Here is an 18,921-nt window from a genome sequence, read left to right on the forward strand (position 1 = left end):
TTGAAAAATGATGGAAGAGATTGTCATTGTGGTACAATTTTTAAAAAGGAGGCAGTGCGAATGGAAACATCCATGCATTATCCATTTATCTATTTCTTCTACGACACAAACCAGGTGCTAGTATATAGAATTCAAGCGTTAGAGTATATCACAATAGAAGAGGTGATGAGGGAGGGGGAATGGCAGGGGTATGAGCTTGAGCCATCTGAATCTTTTACAGCATTTCATCATGAACAAAGCACACCTCAGCAGGGATGGTCTTTCTTTATGGGGCAGGAAGAGCTCTATCAGTTGGTAGAAATTATTAATGATTATACTCAACAGGTCATAACTACTACTTCAGCACAAATGGTACATATTGTTTGCTCGGAATCTGCAGCAGGCTCCTTACGAGCGACACTTGCTCCACCGAAATATGTGATCGGGTTTCCAGAGGATTTGTCGATTGGACCATTGTGGAAACTCGATGAAAAAAGAGGACAGGCATTCCGTGATGAGTGGCTAAGAGAAAATATTAATGATGGAATGGATGATTTTGTAAATCGAAATAAATTAATGAACACAATCAGAGAGATACAGGATATTCCAAGCAACCTGCAGATTTACATTTGGTGTGGGTACAATGCAGAAGAACAGTGTGGTATTAGATTTCTACTCTATTTATTACGTAATAAAACCAATGAAGTTGTTCTTATCAACACAGGTGAACAGCGGGCTATCAACCATCAATGGAACATGGAAATGTATGATATAAAGCGAATGTCCGCAAAGGAGCGTCTAATTTTTCAGCAACAGTGGGAAAGTTTAGCACAGACAAAGGATGTTTGTCGACTATGGCTACATCGACAAATTCAAGCAGTCCAAGAGAATTATTATGATAATTTGATTATGTCAACGATTGAACAACTTCATAAGGAGCAAGGGGGTACTGATTTTATACAAACAGGTGAATTCATCTCAGAGCTATTAACAAGAATGGATGCCCCCCCAAATATCTTCTTTTTAGAATATAGAATTCGCTATTTAGTATATAGCGGGGGTTTTGAATTAAAGGGAATTCCTAAATCAATGCACCATTACTCTGTGAAATTACATAAAAAACCTCTTTAGCCTAAGGGCATAAAGAGGTTTTAAACAATTAAGCAACGAAAGGTCTGTTCATACGCATTAAGCCGTAGATGGCAAAGAACAATCCACCTGTTATTACCATTAAGATTGTGTATAATACTGCCTTACCTGTTTCGCCACACCAGCGGTAGAATAGGCGATACGTGAAATACAGTGTAAAGCCTGCCGCTCCTAAAGAAGCCAGAATACCGATAAATGGAATAAACGAAACAATGATCAAGCCTGCATAAATAAGGGTATTTTTTAAAGCTGTTGCACGTATTGTTTCTCGAGTATCCCCACCAGCTGTCAGCAGGAAGAGACTATATACATTAATAATGGGAATCCAAGCAATATAGGCTACATCTCCAAAACCATTTGTTTTAGATGTCATAAAATAAATAAGTGCACTAATAATGTAGGCAATTAAACCAATAGCAAGAGCGGCTAGTATAAAGATAAAAAATAAACCACCCATGGCTGCATCTAAATCTGAGTAATAATAAGAATCATTATAGTCATAATTCATCAGAAAAACCTCCCTTCATATGAAAATACCTCCTAATCATAACAATCCTCAAGTGTTTAAGCTACAACAATTTAGATGTAATATTTAGTAGAAATCGCACAAATGTACTAGAATGAAGTTGATTATTTAAGACTTTAATGATGATTTTTTGAGTGCCTTGTGATAAAAATGCAAAAAATATCCTTGGGAACATTATTATGCTAGTTTTTGAGAATCATTTTCCGTTTTATTAATTTCAAAAATTACGTACAAAAACATTACTATCCTATGATGGTAGATGCACAAGAAATGCCACAAAAAATAAAAATAGCCATCTTAACTACATTGTAAGATGACTATTTTCACGTGTATTAAATGAATTTGGCGATGTGCTCAAGTTCAATGCGGGAAGAATTGTAAGCAGGTGCGGCTGCCTTACCAATTGCAATTAAAATAACTGGGACGATATGGTCAGCTAATTCAAAGCGTTGAGCAAAGGCTTCTTTATTAAATCCACCCATTGGCACTGTATCATAGCCCATGTCTTTAGCTAGTAGCATAATCTGCATGGAAATTAGACCAGCATCAAATGTAACGATATTTTTTAACACTTCTTGGGGAAGTTGAGAATATAGATTGATTGAGTTGTTAATCATTGAATCTTTTGTTGCCTCATTGATATAGCCAAGATCGAAGTTCTTTGTATAGACAGCCTCGGCATTTTCGTACATCTTTGTATCACCTAAAACGGCAATAATTGCTGAGGAAGTTTCTACTTGTTCTTGGTTATTGGCAATAGCACGTAGCTCTTTTTTGACCGCTTCATCCTGAATTACTAAAAAGCGCCAAGGCTGTAGGTTACTAGACGATGGAGCAGACGTTGCTTCTACAAGTAATTCTTCTAATTGTTGCTGCGGGATTTTAAAGTTTTCATCGTATTTACGAACGGATTTACGCTCGTGCATAACTTTAGTTAAAGAACTTTTTGTCACTGTCATTATTTTGTCTCCTTCATGGTATGATGCGTTTTTTACTATACGATAAATGAATTCATTTTCCAAGTAAATTGCTCGAATTAAAGAGTCTTGAATCTAGGATTTAAAAGTTACAAAAAAAACATATTTTTGTAGGTATAATCCATTTATACTAGAGATGGAATAGAGCAATAATAATAGATAGGGAGTGAAGGTGAATGAAAAAGCTATTAGGAAATTTAAATATTATGGCAAAAATCGCAATGCTTATTCCTGTCATCACTGTTTTTTTAGGTGGTATGACCTTCCTTAACTATTTGAACGTATCCAATGAACTTGAAAGCTCTATTGAAAATGAAATGTCTATACTAGCAGATGATGTTGCAGGTTCCGTTGAGAGCAAATTGCATGCACACATTCAGCTCATAAATAGTGCAAAGACAACAATAGAATCGGCTGACAGTATGATGACCAGAGAGCAATTTATTCGCTACGTACAGCAGCTATTGCCTTTCAATAAGGAAACGTATGGTATGGGATTATGGCTAGAGGAGGATGTGGCAAAAGGAGAAATTTTCGGGCCTTATGCCTATAAGGAAGAAGAAAAAATTGTCTCTACGGATGCTTATGAAGATCCTGCCTATCATTTTCACGAGCAAGAATGGTATCGCAATAGTATCCAATCTAGTAAGGTAGTTCATACTGCACCTTATTTTGATGAAGCTCTTGGGGAAATGTTTATCTCATTTGGTACACAAATTGTCAAAGATTCTAAGCCCATTGGCGTTATTACAGGGGATTATGTATTAGATTCAATTCAATCCATTGTTTCTGACGTGAAAATTCGAGAGAGTGGTTATGCATTTATAATTGATGATAGTGGCAAAATTTTAACGCACCCTGATGTAAATAAAGTGAATAAAGAAACGATCCAGCAGTTGTTGAACATGCCTGTGGAGCAGATTTCTGAGCAAAAAAAGTTAATACATACAAGCAGTCAGGGTAGTGATTTTACCTTACAATTTATGCAAATACAAGATATGCCGTGGAAGTTAGTTTTACTGGTTCCGACAACTGAGCTTTACGGCGAAATACAGGCAATGCTTCAACAGCAAATCGTGATCAGTGTCGTTCTAATTTTACTTATCGCAATTAGTATTTATTTCCTTGCTCGTTATATCCGTGGGGAAGTGAAAACAATGAATACTCATTTAGGCTATCTTGCTACGGGTGATTTAACGCAACAAATGGCCGTTCATACGAAGGACGAATTTGGTGAAATGGCGCAGTATTATAATGACTCTGTGGAAGCATTAGGTTCGATGATGCAGCGCATTGTAGCTGAAACCGAGACAGTTGCTTCTACTGCAGAGGAATTAACGGCAAGTGTGCAAGAGGTCAATAAAACTGTCACAGAAGTTGCGATTTCTATGCAAGAGGTGGCAGAAAATACGAGTTCACAACAACAGGTGAGTGGGGAGTTAGAGGGTGTAACAACACAACTAGGTGGGGATATGAAGACCGCCATGGACGATTTACATGAAGCTGTCCAACAATCACAAAAAACCTCTGAACTCGCTACTGGCGGATCACAAAAAATACATGGTTTCGTGAATGATATTGTCCACCTACATGCACAGGTTGACAGTAGTGCCAATCTGGTGAATGGCTTGAAGGAGCATTCGATTCAAATAGAGCAGATGAGTCAGCTCATTTCGGCTATTACCGACCAAACTAATTTACTATCACTTAATGCTGCCATTGAGGCAGCACGAGCAGGGGAAGCAGGGAAAGGCTTTGCCGTTGTTGCAGGAGAGGTTAAAGCACTGGCTGAACAAACTAGCCGTGCTTCGTTAGATATTGCAAAGGTTGTGCAGACGATTCAGGAACAAATGAATGACGCAGTAGAGATGATGGAGCAAAGTCGAAAAATAGCTCATCAAGGCATTGGCTCTGTTCAACAAGCAGGCATGACCTTCGATACAATTGCCAGTGCAACTGAAGGTCTCCAAAACACCATGCAAAAGACAAGCAAAACGACATCTGATGCTTTTGAAAAGTTGCAGGCAGTAACCGAAAAAGTACAGGCAATTAGCAAACAGGCACTTGCAACAAATGATCATACATTAAATGTATCGGCCATCACGGAGGAGCAGGCATCGACAATGAATGAGATGTCTGTAGCCTCTGAGCAGTTAGCACAACTTGCTCAAAATCTACAAGAAGAAGCAACTAAATTCACGATTTAGTGCTAAGGTGTACATCTAGATTTAGGTGTACACCTTTTTAAGATCTAAATGAAAAAGCTTCCCATTGTATATTTTTCTTAGGTGCAGCCGATTTGAAATGCTTGATCATTTTTTCTGGTCCACATATATAAATACTAGTTTGTGGAGAAAAGGATAACTCATCAACAGAGAGTCTATTGCGCTGTGTTGTATCAATAAATGTGACAGTAAAATGGTCATTTGCTTGTGCATAATCCTCTAAAAAATCTTTGTAGATGACATTGTCTTGCCCGTGAAAAGAATAATATAAGTCAATTTTTTTATCAGGCTGTGTGTGTAAATAGGCAAGAAATGGGGTGATGCCCATACCACCTGCAATCCATAGCTGCTGTGCATTCCCGTTGCCGAAGTCAAAATGACCATAGGGGCCATCTACAGCAACCTCTGTATGAACCTGAATAAGGTTGTAGACCTGTTTGGTATAATCTCCAATAGCTTTTATTGTAAGATTGATTTGTTGTCCACACCCTCCAGAAATAGAGAAGGGATGTGGTGCTTTTTCGATACCCTCTTGAAAGACTTTCAGAAAGAGAAATTGTCCTGGTCGATAATCCACATGTTTTGTAAGCTTCAACTTAATTTCCAATATCTCAGGAGTCAGCCTTTGAATGGATGAAATCTGACCTTTATAGGGAAAGAACATATCCTGATACATTGTCAGCATATAAAGGGCTGACATAAATCCAATCGTAGTTGTTAATGCTGTAAAAATTCCTAAAGCTGAGGGCTGTAATAAATCATAGTGGCTAGAAAAATAAGCATGATAAATACCCAATGTATAGGGCACAAGTAATAAGCGATGAAGCCAGCGCCAATGCTCGTACTTCAGGAATTTTGCAATAAAGGCAAGAATGATTAGGAAGATAAAGCCGTATTGAGCAAGCTCGCCAAGATCTTTTGCGAATTCGTTGAGTGGTGTTTGTTGTGTTAGCTCTTCATCAGGAATCATTTTTTGTAATTGCCCGTGAATAAGAATCAATACAAGTGAAAGGATTGCTAGTAATTTATGATAAAAATAGACATGCTCAAGACCACTAAACCATCGCTCTAACATTTTTATTCTTGTAGCTAATAAGAATACAAGAAATAAACAAGTTATGGCTAAGCCACCAATGACATGACTTAGTGTGTTCAATGGATGAATCGGTGCCATCGGTTTGCTAAAATACCAAAGCAAAGCACTACCACACAAAATGATGAAAATAAAAAGTATTCCTTTATAAGCTCTCATATTTAACCTCCATCACTATGTTTATCCATAATTTAACTAGCTATACAATCAGAGTGGAAAAAGTTTCGAGCGTACGTTCGGAATGTATGTTCCCTTTTGTGTCGAATTATGTTACATTAAGAAGGAAAAATAAGAGAAAAGGAGTGGAAGTAATTTATGCAAGGGAATACCCATATCGTTGGGGGCATTACAGCAAGTCTTGCCTTTGCGCAGTTTTCAAATGATAACCCACTTGTCTTAGTTGGTGCGGGGGTTATTGGTGCATTACTTCCAGATATTTGTCATAGAGGTAGTAAAATAGGTCGAACATTTCCCCTCATCGCGAAGCTAGTGACTACAGTATTTGGACATCGTTCCTTTACACATAGTTTGTTGTTTTTAATAAGCATGATGGTTTTATTACATATGTTGATTCCCTATCGAGCGATATCTATTGGAATAATTATCGGGATGGCTAGTCATATCATACTTGATATGTGTACAAAAAAAGGGGTTAAACTATTTTTCCCTGCGACTGTCTCCATTCGTTTTCCACTTACAACGAAAACTGGTAGCAAGGTAGAAGGTGTCGTACTGATGTTGTTATCGATGCTATCCATCTATTTCAGCTATGAATTAATTGTAAGATTTATTGATGCGATATAAATAAGAAAAGCCCCAGTAATCGTTTACTGGGGCTTTTCATGTTAGTCTGCCTGTACCTCTTCAACAGTTTGCTCTACCTCAGCACGAGTCATTTTTTCTCGTCCTTCTTGCATTGCCTTTAGTGTTTTGTGCGCTAAGGCAAGTGGTAGGCGACAGAATAGCTGAATAGTACGTTTATTGATATCCTTCATATATAAATCTGCTTTGGCTAAATTTTCTTCCGCATACGCAAATAAATCCTCGCGTGTCCATCCCTCTGGTACGAAACTTACACCACGTTCATCTAAATCCTCATGCTGATTACGTAAGATGTTGACAGCCTGCAATCCACGGCCATAGCCTATTGCTAGCTCGCGATCCGTTTGAACGCCTGCACCCCATGCCCAAAGCTCAGACAGCATCGTCCCTACAAGCCCAGCCACGTAGTATGTATAATCGTCTAAATCCTCACGTGTGCGGACCTGCCAATTCGCCTTTGCCCATTTTGCCATCCCAAAAGCCATTTCACTTGTGGAAGCCTGTACAATTTTTCTGGATTCCTCAGGGCAAAATGTCAGCCAATCTGCTAAACGAAGGGATACTTCAGGTAATAGCTCTGCATAAGGTGCAAGTAATGACTGATAGGCTTCGTTATTGAAATTGTCCTTTAGTAATTCACTCGTTGCTGACAGTAATTCAAATTTTACATCATTAGAAAGTTCTTCATGGTCTTCAATTTCATCAATGGCACGCATTGCTAAATAGGCTGCAGCCACTGATATCTTTAAATCATTTTTTAAAAATGTAATAGGTATATAAAACGTGCGGCTTGTATCTTTCAAAACCTGCATCGCTTCTTTGTAAAGTCTTTTTTGCTCGTTCACTTGTATTCCTCCGTTCAAATGGTTCCACATATATAGTATATCGTATCGTAAAAATAGGGAAAGATAAAACAGATTGTTCATATTTAGAGAGATATTCTTTGAAAACGTTTCCTAAAAGTGATATAGTTTAATAGTAAACTATTTAAACCTATACTTTCATTGTGGACGAAAGTATAAGTTAACCACATTACAGAAGAGAGGAAGTTTAGAAAAATGGGACGTTTAGATAACAAAATTGCGATGATTACTGGTGGCGCATCTGGTATGGGTGCAGCAATGGCGAAATTGTTTGCCCAAGAGGGTGCTACGGTAATTGCAGCTGATATTAATGAAGATAACCTAGCAAAAATTTCTGAGCTTGACCATGTAGAGGGGATGAAATTAGATGTTTCCTCTGACGAAAACTGGGCAGAAGTGACGAAAGCCATTGTGGAGAAATATGGTCGCATTGATATTTTAATTAACAATGCTGGTATTTCATCCGAAAAAGGGCCAGATCAAATTACACAAGCGGATTGGTCAATCATGCATAATATCAATGCCTTTGGACCTTTCCTGGGCATTAAACATGCCTCTAACTATATGAAAGAAGCTGGGAAAGGCTCTATCGTTAATACATCCTCTTACACAGCAATTATTGGCGCTGGCTTTAATGCCTATACAGCCTCTAAAGGATCTTTACGTGCGATTGCTCGTGCAGCGGCATCCGAGCTTGGTGCTTTCAATGTTCGTGTCAATACAGTATTCCCTGGGGTCATTGAAACACCAATGACTGCTAAATTATCAGAAGCAAAAGAAGCAATGGATATGTTAGTAAGAGCAACACCAATGGGTCGCCTTGGCCAACCAGAAGAAGTAGCGAATGCTATTTTATTTTTAGCATCTGATGAAGCTTCTTACATTACAGGTGCCGAGCTTGTCATTGATGGTGGCTATTCAGCACGCTAATTAATCGTTTTAGGAAAGTGAAAGTGAAAGTGCCTGTTCAAGCAGTGCATTTTCACTTTTTTTACATTTCAAGATTTAAATAGTGGAACGTCCGATTTGGACTCTCCCATCACTATTTCATGAACCACCCAAAGCGCCTTAATATGATAGGCATCGTGCATAGCTAATCTCTTCATTTCAAGCACGAATGAGTGCTCTCCTGGAATCTGTTTATATAAATCTTCATATTCCGCTTTAGAATATTCGTTAAATTTCAAAAACAGCATTATGCTTTAACAAAGCTTTATTTTTTTAGTAGAATGATAATAAAGCTTTAGAAATGCATTAAAATTCAGCTATCATATAGAAAAAATTTGATATTTTCCATGATTTTTTCATGAAAGTTTACGAAGTTATTGCACAATCATTTCAACAGCGTTAAAGTTTAGAAAGGGCGAAAATGTCATTACACAATTTGGGGGATTGTACTGAGCGTTTAGCTTTTGTACGAACAAATTAATTGGTCAGGATTTTGGCACACAAAACTCCTTGCAAAATCCTTCGTACCAAAGAGGGCATGTACTTTAATAGTTGCCTTAATCTTCGCGTAAACTGCAATCATTATATGACAAAGTTGCGTAATAAAAACAAAGGAGAATTGTATGCCAAAGGCTATAGGTATTGATGCAGGCGGCACATTGACAAAGGTTGCTTATTTAGATCAACACAATGAACTTGTTTTAACAACCTTTCCGTCTAATGATCTGCAATCTGTAAAAAAATGGATTATCGATCATCCAGATATTGAGGATATTGGTGTTACGGGGGGACGTACAGAGCAATTACTTGATGTCATTAAAACAATGAAATCGATTCATTATATAGTGGAATTTGAAGCAACATTAAAGGGTGTCCGATTTTTACTAAATAAAGAAGGCTACTTTTTTGAGCGTAGCATGATTACCAATATCGGGACAGGCACTTCCATTCATTACATGGAGGGCAATACCCATATTCGCGTTGGCGGGACAGGCGTTGGTGGTGGGACGTTAATTGGATTGTCAGCGCTTACAACAGGGATTACAGATTACAATGAAATACGAGAAATGGCTGACAAGGGCCATCGTGAGAGCATTGATTTATTAGTTAAGGACATTTATCAGGGCATGGATACACCTATTGATGGTCATTTAACTGCAAGTAATTTTGGAAAAGTAGGCATTACCCAGTCCATAAAACATCCTGCAGAGGATATTATAGCGACTGTTCAGGGTCTAGTAGGTGAAGTTATTACCACGCTTAGCATTCAATATGCGGAAGAAAAAAAGGCTCAGCATATTGTCTATATTGGATCAACTCTCAGCAATAATGCTCATCTTGCCCGTGTGATTGCAAATTATACACGTACGAAAAAGCATACACCTGTCTTTATTAACGATCATGGTTTTTCAGGCGCTGTCGGAGCATTACTCAACATTACAGAATATACAATTGTCTAGGGACGAAATATGAATGAACATGACTAATACATATTAGTCATGTTCATTTTTTTACAATTAGCGAAGAAACTGACCTACATAGTAACGCCTCAATTTGAACAAATTATGTGCAGGAGGTGATGTTACGTGGGGAAACGTAATAATCGAAATAACAGTAAAACCATGAATATGCGAACGCATAATCCATTTGGTACCTACAAAAGTAAGGATCTTGATCGAAGTAATAGCAATAACAACAATCCGAATGATAACTTAAACGAAGAATTCGCAGCAGAATTTGATGCAAAAGCTAAAAATAAAAACAATAAAACGAATCATGATAAAAACCAGCAGTCCAATAAAACGAAATAACGGAGGTACAAATCATGGCAAAGAAGAGAAAAACAAGCTTTAAAAAGAAAAAGAAGGAAGATACACATAAAAAGAATGATCGTGAAGAGTACTCAGCAGAGTTTAACCAAGTCATTCATAATAACCCTCAACAGCCAAAGCAATAAAGACAAGCTGCTCCAAAGCTTTTTGGAGCGCTTATTTTTTTAAAGGAGTGATTCAAGTGCGGAAGTTATATTTACTTGGGATTGTGCTTGTTTGTCTTACTGTGTTCATACAAACAGCAATGGTCGCAAATGCACAACAAGAAACACCTCCAGCCTATGCCAAATGGGGACAAATGGCCATCAAAGAGGTAAAGGCAAAATATCCTTCAGCCAAAATTATTGATTATTTGCATGAGGGTAAAGAAGTACATGGGGCGTCAACAATCGAAAAGTTTAAGCTTTGGCTCAAGCAACCCGATAAGGAATTTGGTGTCTATGTAAGAATTAGTTATCAAAGTGCAACACAAAAGGTAGAAAAAATTGAATTACAAGAAAGCACGTCATGAAAAAAAGGATGCCCAGAAAAGGCATCCTCATTCATTTAACTTTCAAGCTTTTGAATAAACGCACGCATCAAGCCTGGTAAATCAGGCCATGCATGTCCACTTACTAAATTGCCATCTGTATGAAGATTCGCATCAATATAAGTAGCGCCAGCCACTTGCACCTCTGGCTTGCAAGCAATATAGGCTGTCAGCTCACGTCCTTTTAGCACTTCAGGAATCGTTGCGAAAATTTGTGCTGCATGACAAACGGCTGCAATCGGTTTATTCGTTTCGAAAAAGTGGGATACGAGTGGTGGCACATGCTTATTTAAACGAATGTATTCTGGCGCACGACCACCAGGAATAATCAATCCATCAAAATGGGTTGGATCAACATCAGCAAAAGAAGCATGTGCCTCTAAACCATAGGCAGGTCGCTCGATGTATGTATCGACGCCATCTACAAAGTCGTGTAGTACAGTTTGTAATTTCTTAGCTGATGGTGCTGCAATTGTGACATCATAGCCTGCCTCAAGACAACGATAATAAGGATAAAAAATCTCTAAAGCCTCTACGGCATCTCCTGCAAGTATTAAAACATTTTTCCCCATGATTCCATCTCCTTTACATTGTAAGTTTATTAACTTTTATTCGACACATGCAAAAAATTTCCTGCTGCTGGTCAAGCCATCTTGGCAAATTACTTCCTTTACAAAGAAAAAAATGAAGCGTATAGTATTTATTTAGCTAGGTAAATAATTTTAGGAGGTTGATAGTGATGAATCCAATTTTCCATGCTTTATTCCAAAAAAATCGCTATTTAACTAATTGCTTAAATGAAGTGCTGAAACAGCATCATTTATATAGTTCTCAGTGGACCATTTTATATTGCTTACATAAAAATGGACCGATGACATTGACGCAAATTTGGAAATATTTAAATGTGGAAGCGCCAAGTATCACTAGAGCGATTACAAGGCTTGAGGCATTGGGCTGGGTACAACGATTAGATGGTGAGGATAAACGAGAAAAGATAGTGACTTTATCCACACAAGCAGAGGAGCGCCTACCAGCCATTACAGCGACTATTCGGGCGTTTGAGGAGGAAATGGTAGGTTCTTTAACTGCTGAAGAACAAGAGCAATTTCTGAAGCTATTGGAAAAAATGAAAGGTTGATGGACATGCAGCAAGAAGAGAATACACAAATATGGACGAAGCGTTTCATTAGTCTATTTTTAACGAATATCTCAGTTTTTTTTGTATTTTATGGACTTGTAACGACTTTGCCGCTTTATGCAATAGGGGAGCTACATCAGACAGATAAGGAGGCAGGGCTTCTATTGTCTGGCTTTTTATTGTCAGCTATCATTGTACGCCCGTTTTCAGGAAAACTGTTGGATGTATTTGGTAAGAAAAAACTGTTAGTCCTCTCAATCGGGGGCTATTTTATATGTACCGTCTTATATTTATTTATTCATCCATTCGGCCTTTTACTTGGTCTACGTTTTATACAAGGGATTTTCTTTAGTATTATTACAACAGCTGCAGGATCTTTAGCGGCTGATATCGTTCCAGCTAAACGAAAAGGAGCAGGCCTTGGCTATTTCACGATGTCTACAAATCTAGCTGTCGTTATTGGTCCATTTATCGGACTATTATTAATACAATATAGTACCTTTAACGTATTGTTCATCGTTATGAGTGTCTGTATTCTAGCAGGAGGAATTCTAGCGTTAACGGTCAATACTGATGATCTACCGAAACCTGCACATGAAGGAAAACTAACCTTTAAATTTGATGATTTGTTTGAGCGAAAAGCGTTACCTGTTGCTGCGATTGCTAGTTTAGTAGCCTTTTCGTATGCCAGTGTTTTATCCTTTTTATCGGTCTATGCACAGCAAAAGGATTTAATGGCTGTGGCCAGTCTTTTTTATGCGGTGTTTGCTGCATCCATGTTAATTACGCGTCCGTACACAGGTAAACTTTATGATACGAAGGGACCACAATTTGTTATTATTCCCGGCATTATCTCCTTCGCCATCGGGCTCGTTATGCTCGCTTTTGTAGAGGGGCCCGTATTATTTTTGAGTGCTGCTATTTTTGTAGGTTTCGGCTATGGTGCTGTGACGACAAGCTTGCAAGCATTAGCCGTTCAATCCACAGCCATCCAGCGAAGTGGCTATGCTACAGCAACCTATTTTACGATGTTTGACCTTGGAATCGCACTAGGTTCTTATATTTTAGGAATGGTAGCCGTGCAGGCAGGCTATGCTTCAGTTTACTTGTCAGGTGCAGGCTTACTAGGGGTTGTCTTTATTATTTATCTATTACGACTTGCAAAGATGAAACCGAAAAAAATAGTGAATATATAGTAAAACAGTTGGGCCTGTCCCAACTGTTTTTATGATTATAGGCAATCATGTAGCGTGGCCGTTTTAGACCAAAATATGGTATAATAAGAGAGTAACTAGATAGAGGTTTCATGGGCGGTTGGCACAATATTAACCTATCTCATTCAACTTATGGAAGAGAAAGGAGTTGATGCCTTTGACTATTTTTGAAGCAATAATGGTTGCGATAAGTCTTTCAACACTTATTGTTTCTGTACTTGCATTGTCATTTACTTTTACACAAAAAAAGTAAACCGCCCCTGCCTCGCCAGCATGTGAGATGGTTTACTTTCATCTTTGCAAATCGCCTTTGAAGCGATTCATCTTGTTACTAGGACCATTGGTGTTCCAGCACCAATGGTCTTATTTACTTATATACATCTTCACTAAGAATTATAACATGGATAAATGGTTTTTTTCAAATAATGTAAATTTAATTGTCATTGACTACAATGATTTTTGGGAAACAAAATATATGGAACCTAAATGGCTTGAGTGGGAAAAACAGCCACAATCAATTGCACAGGCAGGACTAACTTATTCGAAGGTTATTTATGACTTGGAAAGGGTTTGAATCATTAAGAGAAATAAGCGTTGACATTATAGCACACCATACAGATATCGATAAGACAGTTATACGTGATTATTTGCTAATGAGACGGGTTATGCGACCCCCAAAATAGATATTCGGGCGGTGGTTTTTAGGGACAATAAAATATTAATGGTTAAAGAAAAAATGGATGGTGATTGGTCATTACCAGGTGGCTGGGGCGACATCGGCTTTACACCTAGTGAAGTAGCCATCAAAGAAACGAAAGAAGAATCGGGATTTGATGTAAAAGCAATCAAACTCATAAGTGTATTTGATAAGAAGTGCCACCCTCAGCCACCATCTCTCTACCATGTCTATAAAATGTTTATCCAATGTGAAATCATTGGAGGACGTGCAGAAGAAGGCATGGAAACTAACGCTGTTGCGTTCTTAGCTGAAAATGAACGCCCTCTCTATCAATGGCTAGAAATACCGAATCACAAGTAAAATTAGCTTTTCGTCATTTAAATAATCTACATTTACCTACCTATTTTGATTGAAATCTCAAGCTGAATAATATGAATTGTATATTTGACGAATAAAGGAGAGCCGCTCAAACCAGCTCTCCATTTTTTATTGTATTCGTCGATTTTTCCGAATTTGTATTTGTCATGAAGTGTGCATAAAGGAAAACACTAAGAAAATCTTAAGAATTGATGTCTGAGTTTGTTAAGATTTAATTAGTATTATATCCTTATACGAATCCTATAGGGGTGATTGACATGAACCTAAAGCGGTGGAGGAGTGAATGTAGTTGAACATTTTGATTTGTGATGATGATAAAGAAATTGTTAGGGCGATTAGCATTTATTTAGAAAATGAGGGCTATCAAGTATTCAAAGCTTACAATGGGATAGAGGCAATCGATCTTATTCGAGATCACATTATTCATCTTATTATTATGGATATTATGATGCCCAAAATGGATGGGATTACTGCGACGATGAAGATTCGGCAAGATAATATGATTCCGTTAATTATGCTTTCTGCTAAATCAGAGGATTATGATAAAATACTGGGATTAAATATCGGAGCAGATGATTATATGGCCAAGCCGTTTAATCCATTAGAACTTGTGGCTAGAGTGAAATCGCAGCTCAGAAGGTATACGACCTTTGGAAGTCTTGAGAGGAGTAGTGCTGTATTTCAAACGGGTGGTCTTGTGATTGATGATGAACAGAAAATCATTACTGTTGATAAACAAGAGGTTCATTTGACACCAGTGCAATATAAAATCTTAAAGCTTCTCACAGCCAATGCTGGAAGAGTATTCACGATTGAAGAAATTTATGAAAAGGTATGGAATGTCAGGGCTATTAATCCTGAAAATACGGTTTCGGTTCATATTCGAAAGATTCGAGAAAAAATTGAAATTAATCCAAAAGAGCCGAAGTATTTAAAAGTTGTATGGGGAGTTGGGTATAAGGTTGAGAAAGTTGAGAAGTATTAGTCATGCACTTATTACGAAAGTAGTTGTGTTTCTAATTGCTGTCGCTTGTTTAACTGGTATAGCGAGAGTAATGATTAACATGGAATTTAATGAGATTCATCTTAGTAGTATAAATCAAGATAACTATTTTGAAAGTCGAGCATTCGCAGATGAAAGTTACAGCATTATTGCTCCTTTAGCGCAATTAATCGGAAAATACAAAAGTGAAGAATATATTTTAAGTGGGAAGACACTGACAGAAGAGGATAATAGAAGAATCGAAGAGGAATTATATTATGATTTTCGCAATTCTTACAGATATAATCCTAATTTGAGTGAAGAGGAAAATAAGCACATCTATCAGGAAAAATATGCAAAAGACATTGCTAGAACAAAAGAAGAAAGTATGAAAGAACAGGTAAGAAATTTTTATCAATTACGTAGTACGCTTGAAGCCTATGAAGGAATTGTGTTTTATGCGAGTGACGGTGAACATAAGTTCTCCAATAGTGATCTCACAAAGAAAGAGCAATTTGAATCCTTTGATGCCTATATGTTATTTGAAGATTATCAACAAAAGCTTTACCCAAATGAAGTGAAAGAAAGTCAATACTTGGATTACTTTACACACGAAGTTAACATGTTGAACCCACAAACAGATGTTATTTATGTGGCCTTTAAAGATTCTTACCTACAGCAAAAAATATCGGAATGGGAAAAAGATAAAGCGGCTGTCCAAGGTTTTCGAAATGAATGGATGGTACTTCTAGCAGGGTTTATTTTATGTTTTGTGTATTTAATCATAGTTATTGGAAGAACGCCATTTGATAAAGAAGAAATTCATTTCCATGTCATAGATAAACTTTATAATGATCTTAATATTGTGCTTATCGGTTGCTTAACAGCGATGTGGATCGCCATGATTGTTGAGGTCTTCCCTGATATGTACATGTTCTTCACCGTGCCTATTTTTATCATTGGCTTACTATTGATTTTATCACTCGTAAAGCATATTAAAAATAGAACGTTATTTCAGCATACACTCCTCTATCAACTTTTCAAAAAGCTATTTATTATGGTGAAACATGTTTTTGACAGTGGCAGTACAGGCGTCAAAATTGTGCTGCTAATTATTGGCTATCCATTAGTAGTGGCGGCTACGTTTTTCATGTTTCCTATTACGATGGGGGTTGCTGCTTGGTTGGCAATGAGAAAGGTGAAGTCGTTTAACCGCATTAAAGAGGGCGTAGAGCAAATTAAAAATGGAGATCTTCATCATCGAATTGAAGTTGACGGAAAAGGGGAGTTTAATCAACTTGCAGAAAATATTAACCGTATTACAGATGGGTTAAAAAAGGCAGTGGATAGTGAAATCAAGAGTGAGCGTTTAAAAACAGAACTTATTACGAATGTTTCGCATGATATTAGAACACCTTTAACGTCAATTATTACGTATGTTGATTTATTAAAATTAGAAAACGATCCTAAAATGATTGAAGAATATGTAGATGTGTTAGATCAAAAATCGAAAAGACTCAAGCTTTTAACGGATGATTTATTTGAAGCGGCTAAAGCATCAAGTGGTAGTATACCTGTTCAGTTAGAACGGATTGATATCGTCTCATTACTAACGCAAGGAATTGGAGAAATGGATGAAAAAATTGAAGCCTCGTCATTAGATTTTAAGTTAGCCCATCCAACAGAAAAAGTGTATGTGAAGGCTGATGGTAAACTCCTATGGCGTTCCATCGAAAACTTATTCTCGAATATTTTTAAATACGCACTGCCTACATCAAGGGTATATATTGGTGTTGAAGATGTAGGGAATGAAATACTTGTGACTTTTAAAAATATTTCAGCATATGAATTAAATATTTCAGTTGATGAGTTAATGGAACGCTTTAAACGGGGCGACGAATCAAGATCAAGTCAAGGTAGCGGATTAGGGTTGTCGATTGCTGAAAGCCTTATTCACATCCAGAATGGTAAATTCTTAGTTCAAGTGGATGGTGATTTATTTAAGGTCATGATTTATCTACCGAGATTTCCAAATGAATAATGTAATAAAGGAATAGGATACATGCGAGTCCTATTCCTTTTGTGTACGTAAAGAAGATAAAAAAAGAGAGCGGCATAAGCCATCTCTCCCTTAACTTAGTTAAAATTCTTTTGTAAAAACGCCTTTGTACGGTCGTTTTGAGGGTTTGTAAAGAAGTTGTCTGGATGTTCAGATTCGATAATTTGACCACCATCCATAAAGACGACCTTGTTTGCTACCTCTCGTGCAAAGCCCATTTCGTGTGTTACCACAATCATCGTCATCTGATCCTCTGCTAGGCTTTTCATAACCTTTAATACTTCGCCTGTCAGCTCAGGATCTAAGGCAGAGGTAGGCTCATCAAATAATAAAATTTGAGGATTCATCATAAGGGCACGTGCAATTGCTACCCGCTGTTTTTGGCCGCCAGAAAGATTAGCTGGATAAGCCTTGGCCTTGTCGGCAAGACCAATTTTTTGTAGTAGATCTTGACAGCGTTTTGTAATGGCTTCTGTCGTTTCTGTTTTTAATAAGCTTGGTGCCATTTCAAGGTTTTGCTGAACGGTTAAGTGGGGGAACAGGTTAAAGTGTTGAAAGACCATTCCCATTTTAGCTGTGATTGCTTTGATGTCTTGTGGCTTTGTATATCGACCATCTTGCACTAAATAATCGCCATCTACTACAATACTGCCTCCATCGATTTCTTCTAAATGTATTAAGCTTCGAAGCATTGTACTTTTCCCAGATCCAGAGGGACCGATAACTGCAATGACATCATTCTTCTCTACTGAAAATGTAATTTGTTTCAGAACGTCTACCTGATCGAAAGATTTCTTCAAATTTGTTACTTCCATTAATGCCATATGTGTCACCTCTATTCGAATTTAAAGCGTTTTTCTAGCCATTTAAAGAACACGGTCAATACAAGGGTCATGACTAAGTAAATTGCTCCAGCAATAAAGAACGGTGTAATTGTGAAGTCACGATTGACAGCTGTTTGCGCAAAATGTAGTAATTCTGGAACAGCAACTGCATAAAGTAGGGCTGTATCCTTAATTAGTGTAACGGATTCATTTGATAATGCAGGTAAGGCGACACGAAACATTTGTGGCAAAATAACACGTGTCGTCGTTTGCCATTTGGATAAACCGAGTACCTGGGCTGCCTCATATTGTCCTTTATCGATGGCAAGAAGACCACCACGGAATATTTCTGCAAAGTAGGCAGCATAATTTAAAATAAAGCCAAGACAAGCGGCCACAAAACGATCGAGTACTAAATATTCACCGATTACTGGCAGCATAGGTAAACCAAAGCAAATTAATAATAATTGTAGTAATAGTGGTGTACCACGCATGATATAAATATACGTATGTGCAAGCCAAGCAAGTGGTTTTATCCGACTTTTTACGGCGAGTGTTAGTAAAAAGCCAAATGGAATCGATACCAGAATGGCAATGAAGAACAGTAAAACTGTCATTTTTGCCCCTTCTAGCATCGGTAATATCATAGTTTGCCAGTAATCCGCCATAACGATGTCCCTCCAAAAAGAGTAAGAGTTCCGCTA

The 18,921-nt window shown here is 37.6% G+C and carries 19 protein-coding genes and 1 pseudogene; 13 read left to right on the forward strand and 7 right to left on the reverse strand.

Going from position 1 to position 18,921, the window contains the following annotated elements; all coding sequences use genetic code 11:
• The first annotated feature begins 60 nt into the window (after positions 1-60).
• Positions 61-1,110: a DUF1835 domain-containing protein gene (locus MKY76_RS08340; RefSeq protein ID WP_342557646.1), complete on the forward strand. Its 1,050-nt coding sequence runs from the start codon at positions 61-63 to the stop codon at positions 1,108-1,110.
• Between the two features lie 28 nt (positions 1,111-1,138).
• Here MKY76_RS08340 and MKY76_RS08345 read toward each other — a convergent pair whose 3' ends face one another.
• Together MKY76_RS08345 and MKY76_RS08350 are read right to left on the reverse strand one after the other, a co-directional pair.
• Entirely contained in the window at positions 1,139-1,636 is a 498-nt protein-coding gene (locus tag MKY76_RS08345; RefSeq protein WP_004269361.1) for a hypothetical protein, read from the reverse strand.
• Positions 1,637-1,986: 350 nt separating this feature from the next.
• Positions 1,987-2,613, reverse strand: coding sequence for a nitroreductase family protein (locus MKY76_RS08350; protein WP_036076309.1), 627 nt, complete (start codon positions 2,611-2,613; stop codon positions 1,987-1,989).
• Between the two features lie 194 nt (positions 2,614-2,807).
• Between MKY76_RS08350 and MKY76_RS08355 the strand changes: the two genes are divergently transcribed.
• Positions 2,808-4,838 (forward strand): methyl-accepting chemotaxis protein, encoded by a 2,031-nt coding sequence (locus MKY76_RS08355; protein WP_315057318.1) that lies wholly within the window; start codon positions 2,808-2,810, stop codon positions 4,836-4,838.
• A gap of 37 nt (positions 4,839-4,875) precedes the next feature.
• Here MKY76_RS08355 and MKY76_RS08360 read toward each other — a convergent pair whose 3' ends face one another.
• Positions 4,876-6,108, reverse strand: a complete 1,233-nt coding sequence (locus MKY76_RS08360; protein WP_342557647.1) for a ferric reductase-like transmembrane domain-containing protein — start codon at positions 6,106-6,108, stop codon at positions 4,876-4,878.
• Positions 6,109-6,264: 156 nt separating this feature from the next.
• Here MKY76_RS08360 and MKY76_RS08365 point away from each other — a divergent pair, with 156 nt between their 5' ends.
• Entirely contained in the window at positions 6,265-6,753 is a 489-nt protein-coding gene (locus MKY76_RS08365; protein WP_036076312.1) for a metal-dependent hydrolase, read from the forward strand.
• A gap of 41 nt (positions 6,754-6,794) precedes the next feature.
• Here the strand turns inward: MKY76_RS08365 and MKY76_RS08370 are convergent, their stop codons facing one another.
• Entirely contained in the window at positions 6,795-7,616 is an 822-nt protein-coding gene (locus tag MKY76_RS08370) for a squalene/phytoene synthase family protein (RefSeq protein ID WP_081977460.1), read from the reverse strand.
• Between the two features lie 213 nt (positions 7,617-7,829).
• Between MKY76_RS08370 and MKY76_RS08375 the strand changes: the two genes are divergently transcribed.
• From MKY76_RS08375 to MKY76_RS08395, 5 genes are all read left to right on the forward strand, one after another.
• Positions 7,830-8,564, forward strand: a complete 735-nt coding sequence (locus MKY76_RS08375; RefSeq protein ID WP_004269367.1) for an SDR family oxidoreductase — start codon at positions 7,830-7,832, stop codon at positions 8,562-8,564.
• Positions 8,565-9,205: 641 nt separating this feature from the next.
• A complete protein-coding gene (gene coaW, locus MKY76_RS08380) occupies positions 9,206-10,042 on the forward strand; it encodes a type II pantothenate kinase (protein ID WP_257961364.1) in 837 nt (278 codons plus the stop codon).
• Between the two features lie 126 nt (positions 10,043-10,168).
• Positions 10,169-10,393: a hypothetical protein gene (locus MKY76_RS08385; RefSeq protein ID WP_004269369.1), complete on the forward strand. Its 225-nt coding sequence runs from the start codon at positions 10,169-10,171 to the stop codon at positions 10,391-10,393.
• Positions 10,394-10,407: 14 nt separating this feature from the next.
• A complete protein-coding gene (locus tag MKY76_RS08390) occupies positions 10,408-10,539 on the forward strand; it encodes a hypothetical protein (RefSeq protein ID WP_004269370.1) in 132 nt (43 codons plus the stop codon).
• 56 nt (positions 10,540-10,595) lie between these two features.
• The gene (locus MKY76_RS08395) at positions 10,596-10,925 is read left to right on the forward strand and encodes a DUF3889 domain-containing protein (protein WP_112117750.1); all 330 of its coding nucleotides are present in this window, start codon (positions 10,596-10,598) and stop codon (positions 10,923-10,925) included.
• A 35-nt stretch (positions 10,926-10,960) separates the two neighbouring features.
• On the opposite strand, the gene MKY76_RS08400 is transcribed toward MKY76_RS08395, so the two are convergent.
• The gene (locus tag MKY76_RS08400; protein WP_342557648.1) at positions 10,961-11,515 is read right to left on the reverse strand and encodes a DJ-1/PfpI family protein; all 555 of its coding nucleotides are present in this window, start codon (positions 11,513-11,515) and stop codon (positions 10,961-10,963) included.
• A 167-nt stretch (positions 11,516-11,682) separates the two neighbouring features.
• Between MKY76_RS08400 and MKY76_RS08405 the strand changes: the two genes are divergently transcribed.
• The 5 genes and pseudogenes from MKY76_RS08405 (at position 11,683) to MKY76_RS08425 (ending at position 17,375) form a co-directional block, all read left to right on the forward strand.
• Positions 11,683-12,081: a MarR family transcriptional regulator gene (locus MKY76_RS08405; RefSeq protein ID WP_004269373.1), complete on the forward strand. Its 399-nt coding sequence runs from the start codon at positions 11,683-11,685 to the stop codon at positions 12,079-12,081.
• Positions 12,081-13,277, forward strand: a complete 1,197-nt coding sequence (locus MKY76_RS08410) for an MFS transporter (RefSeq protein ID WP_342557649.1) — start codon at positions 12,081-12,083, stop codon at positions 13,275-13,277. The genes MKY76_RS08405 and MKY76_RS08410 overlap by 1 nt, the downstream gene beginning before the upstream one ends.
• Positions 13,278-13,770: 493 nt before the next feature.
• A pseudogene (locus tag MKY76_RS08415) lies at positions 13,771-14,387 on the forward strand (NUDIX hydrolase).
• Positions 14,388-14,641: 254 nt separating this feature from the next.
• Positions 14,642-15,337 carry a response regulator transcription factor gene (locus MKY76_RS08420; RefSeq protein ID WP_048390068.1) on the forward strand — a complete coding sequence of 232 codons (696 nt, stop codon included), beginning with the start codon at positions 14,642-14,644 and terminating at the stop codon, positions 15,335-15,337.
• Positions 15,315-17,375: a HAMP domain-containing sensor histidine kinase gene (locus tag MKY76_RS08425; protein WP_342557650.1), complete on the forward strand. Its 2,061-nt coding sequence runs from the start codon at positions 15,315-15,317 to the stop codon at positions 17,373-17,375. The genes MKY76_RS08420 and MKY76_RS08425 overlap by 23 nt, the downstream gene beginning before the upstream one ends.
• A gap of 95 nt (positions 17,376-17,470) precedes the next feature.
• Here MKY76_RS08425 and MKY76_RS08430 read toward each other — a convergent pair whose 3' ends face one another.
• Together MKY76_RS08430 and MKY76_RS08435 are read right to left on the reverse strand one after the other, a co-directional pair.
• A complete protein-coding gene (locus tag MKY76_RS08430) occupies positions 17,471-18,217 on the reverse strand; it encodes an amino acid ABC transporter ATP-binding protein (protein ID WP_342557651.1) in 747 nt (248 codons plus the stop codon).
• A gap of 11 nt (positions 18,218-18,228) precedes the next feature.
• Complete coding sequence (locus tag MKY76_RS08435) at positions 18,229-18,885, reverse strand: amino acid ABC transporter permease (protein ID WP_004269380.1); 657 nt, start codon at positions 18,883-18,885, stop codon at positions 18,229-18,231.
• Positions 18,886-18,921: the final 36 nt, after the last annotated feature.

The sequence above is a fragment of the Lysinibacillus sp. FSL P4-0201 genome (assembly GCF_038593425.1).
GTDB lineage: Bacteria > Bacillota > Bacilli > Bacillales_A > Planococcaceae > Lysinibacillus > Lysinibacillus capsici.

What these genes read in the sequence shown, in the direction of transcription:
- MKY76_RS08430 (WP_342557651.1), bottom strand. Translation starts at nt 18,217, where the DNA reads ATGGCATTAATGGAAGTAACAAATTTGAAGAAATCTTTCGATCAGGTA.
- MKY76_RS08350 (WP_036076309.1), bottom strand. Translation starts at nt 2,613, where the DNA reads ATGACAGTGACAAAAAGTTCTTTAACTAAAGTTATGCACGAGCGTAAA.
- MKY76_RS08435 (WP_004269380.1), bottom strand. Translation starts at nt 18,885, where the DNA reads ATGGCGGATTACTGGCAAACTATGATATTACCGATGCTAGAAGGGGCA.
- MKY76_RS08410 (WP_342557649.1), top strand. Translation starts at nt 12,081, where the DNA reads ATGGACATGCAGCAAGAAGAGAATACACAAATATGGACGAAGCGTTTC.
- MKY76_RS08360 (WP_342557647.1), bottom strand. Translation starts at nt 6,108, where the DNA reads ATGAGAGCTTATAAAGGAATACTTTTTATTTTCATCATTTTGTGTGGT.
- MKY76_RS08375 (WP_004269367.1), top strand. Translation starts at nt 7,830, where the DNA reads ATGGGACGTTTAGATAACAAAATTGCGATGATTACTGGTGGCGCATCT.
- MKY76_RS08340 (WP_342557646.1), top strand. Translation starts at nt 61, where the DNA reads ATGGAAACATCCATGCATTATCCATTTATCTATTTCTTCTACGACACA.
- MKY76_RS08405 (WP_004269373.1), top strand. Translation starts at nt 11,683, where the DNA reads ATGAATCCAATTTTCCATGCTTTATTCCAAAAAAATCGCTATTTAACT.
- MKY76_RS08365 (WP_036076312.1), top strand. Translation starts at nt 6,265, where the DNA reads ATGCAAGGGAATACCCATATCGTTGGGGGCATTACAGCAAGTCTTGCC.
- coaW (WP_257961364.1), top strand. Translation starts at nt 9,206, where the DNA reads ATGCCAAAGGCTATAGGTATTGATGCAGGCGGCACATTGACAAAGGTT.
- MKY76_RS08345 (WP_004269361.1), bottom strand. Translation starts at nt 1,636, where the DNA reads ATGAATTATGACTATAATGATTCTTATTATTACTCAGATTTAGATGCA.
- MKY76_RS08400 (WP_342557648.1), bottom strand. Translation starts at nt 11,515, where the DNA reads ATGGGGAAAAATGTTTTAATACTTGCAGGAGATGCCGTAGAGGCTTTA.
- MKY76_RS08355 (WP_315057318.1), top strand. Translation starts at nt 2,808, where the DNA reads ATGAAAAAGCTATTAGGAAATTTAAATATTATGGCAAAAATCGCAATG.
- MKY76_RS08390 (WP_004269370.1), top strand. Translation starts at nt 10,408, where the DNA reads ATGGCAAAGAAGAGAAAAACAAGCTTTAAAAAGAAAAAGAAGGAAGAT.